Genomic DNA, 788 nt, shown 5'->3' with positions numbered 1-788 from the left:
CCGGAGTAAAATCCAAAAGTTTTAGAAAATGGCGGTTTTTCAGGCTCATGTCGTATTTCTCTTTTCTAGCGTGGGCGTTGCCCAACATTTTTCTCCATGCAGATTTCGTCGGGCTTCCACCGACCTTCTGCTGCTCAATTTTTCAGAATGCGAAGCCTGCTAATAGTGCAGCCCCTTATCCTCTATCAAAACTCAAAACAAGGCCGTCTGAACCTCGCCTCGCTCCAAGGCAAGCAACGATTGTTTGCGGTTCAAACCGCCTGCATAGCCGGTCAGCTTGCCATCGCTGCCGATAACACGGTGGCAGGGAATCAGGATAGACACCTTGTTTTGCCCGTTTGCAGCAGCAACGGCGCGAATGGCTTTAGGATTACCCAACTGTTGCGCCTGCTCCTTGTAGCTGCGCGTTTCGCCGTAAGGAATAGTCAGCAACGCATTCCATACCTGCTGCTGAAAGGCTGTACCTATCGTTTCCAAAGGCGTCGCAAAAACTTTCAGACGGCCTTGGAAGTATAAATCCAATTCTTGACGTAAAAGTTGCGTTTGCTCATTTTCTTGAAAAATAAACTGCCCGCGCAAAGCTTTTTGGACAGCCATGATTTCCTGTTCCATATGTTTTTGCCCGACAAATTCCAGCAGACACAAACCCTTGCCGCCGAACACCGCCAACATCTCGCCCAAGGGCGTGGCAAGCGCGGCAACAGTCAGCTCATTCGGACTATCTGGATAACGCGTTTCCAACAATCGGATAGCTTGGCGGATACGGACATATTCCTCAGGCGTACAAC

The 788-nt window shown here is 49.7% G+C and carries 1 protein-coding gene; it reads right to left on the bottom strand.

The features are described from left to right. Positions 1–192: 192 nt before the first annotated feature. Positions 193–788: methylated-DNA--[protein]-cysteine S-methyltransferase (locus ACTHUR_RS13330; RefSeq protein WP_440399005.1), on the bottom strand; the 596-nt coding region annotated here is incomplete at its 5' end.

It is taken from the genome of Neisseria sp. P0021.S007, from assembly GCF_051956855.1.
The sequence above is the reverse complement of the archived record's forward strand: the minus strand, read 5'-3'. Positions and strand labels throughout refer to the sequence as shown.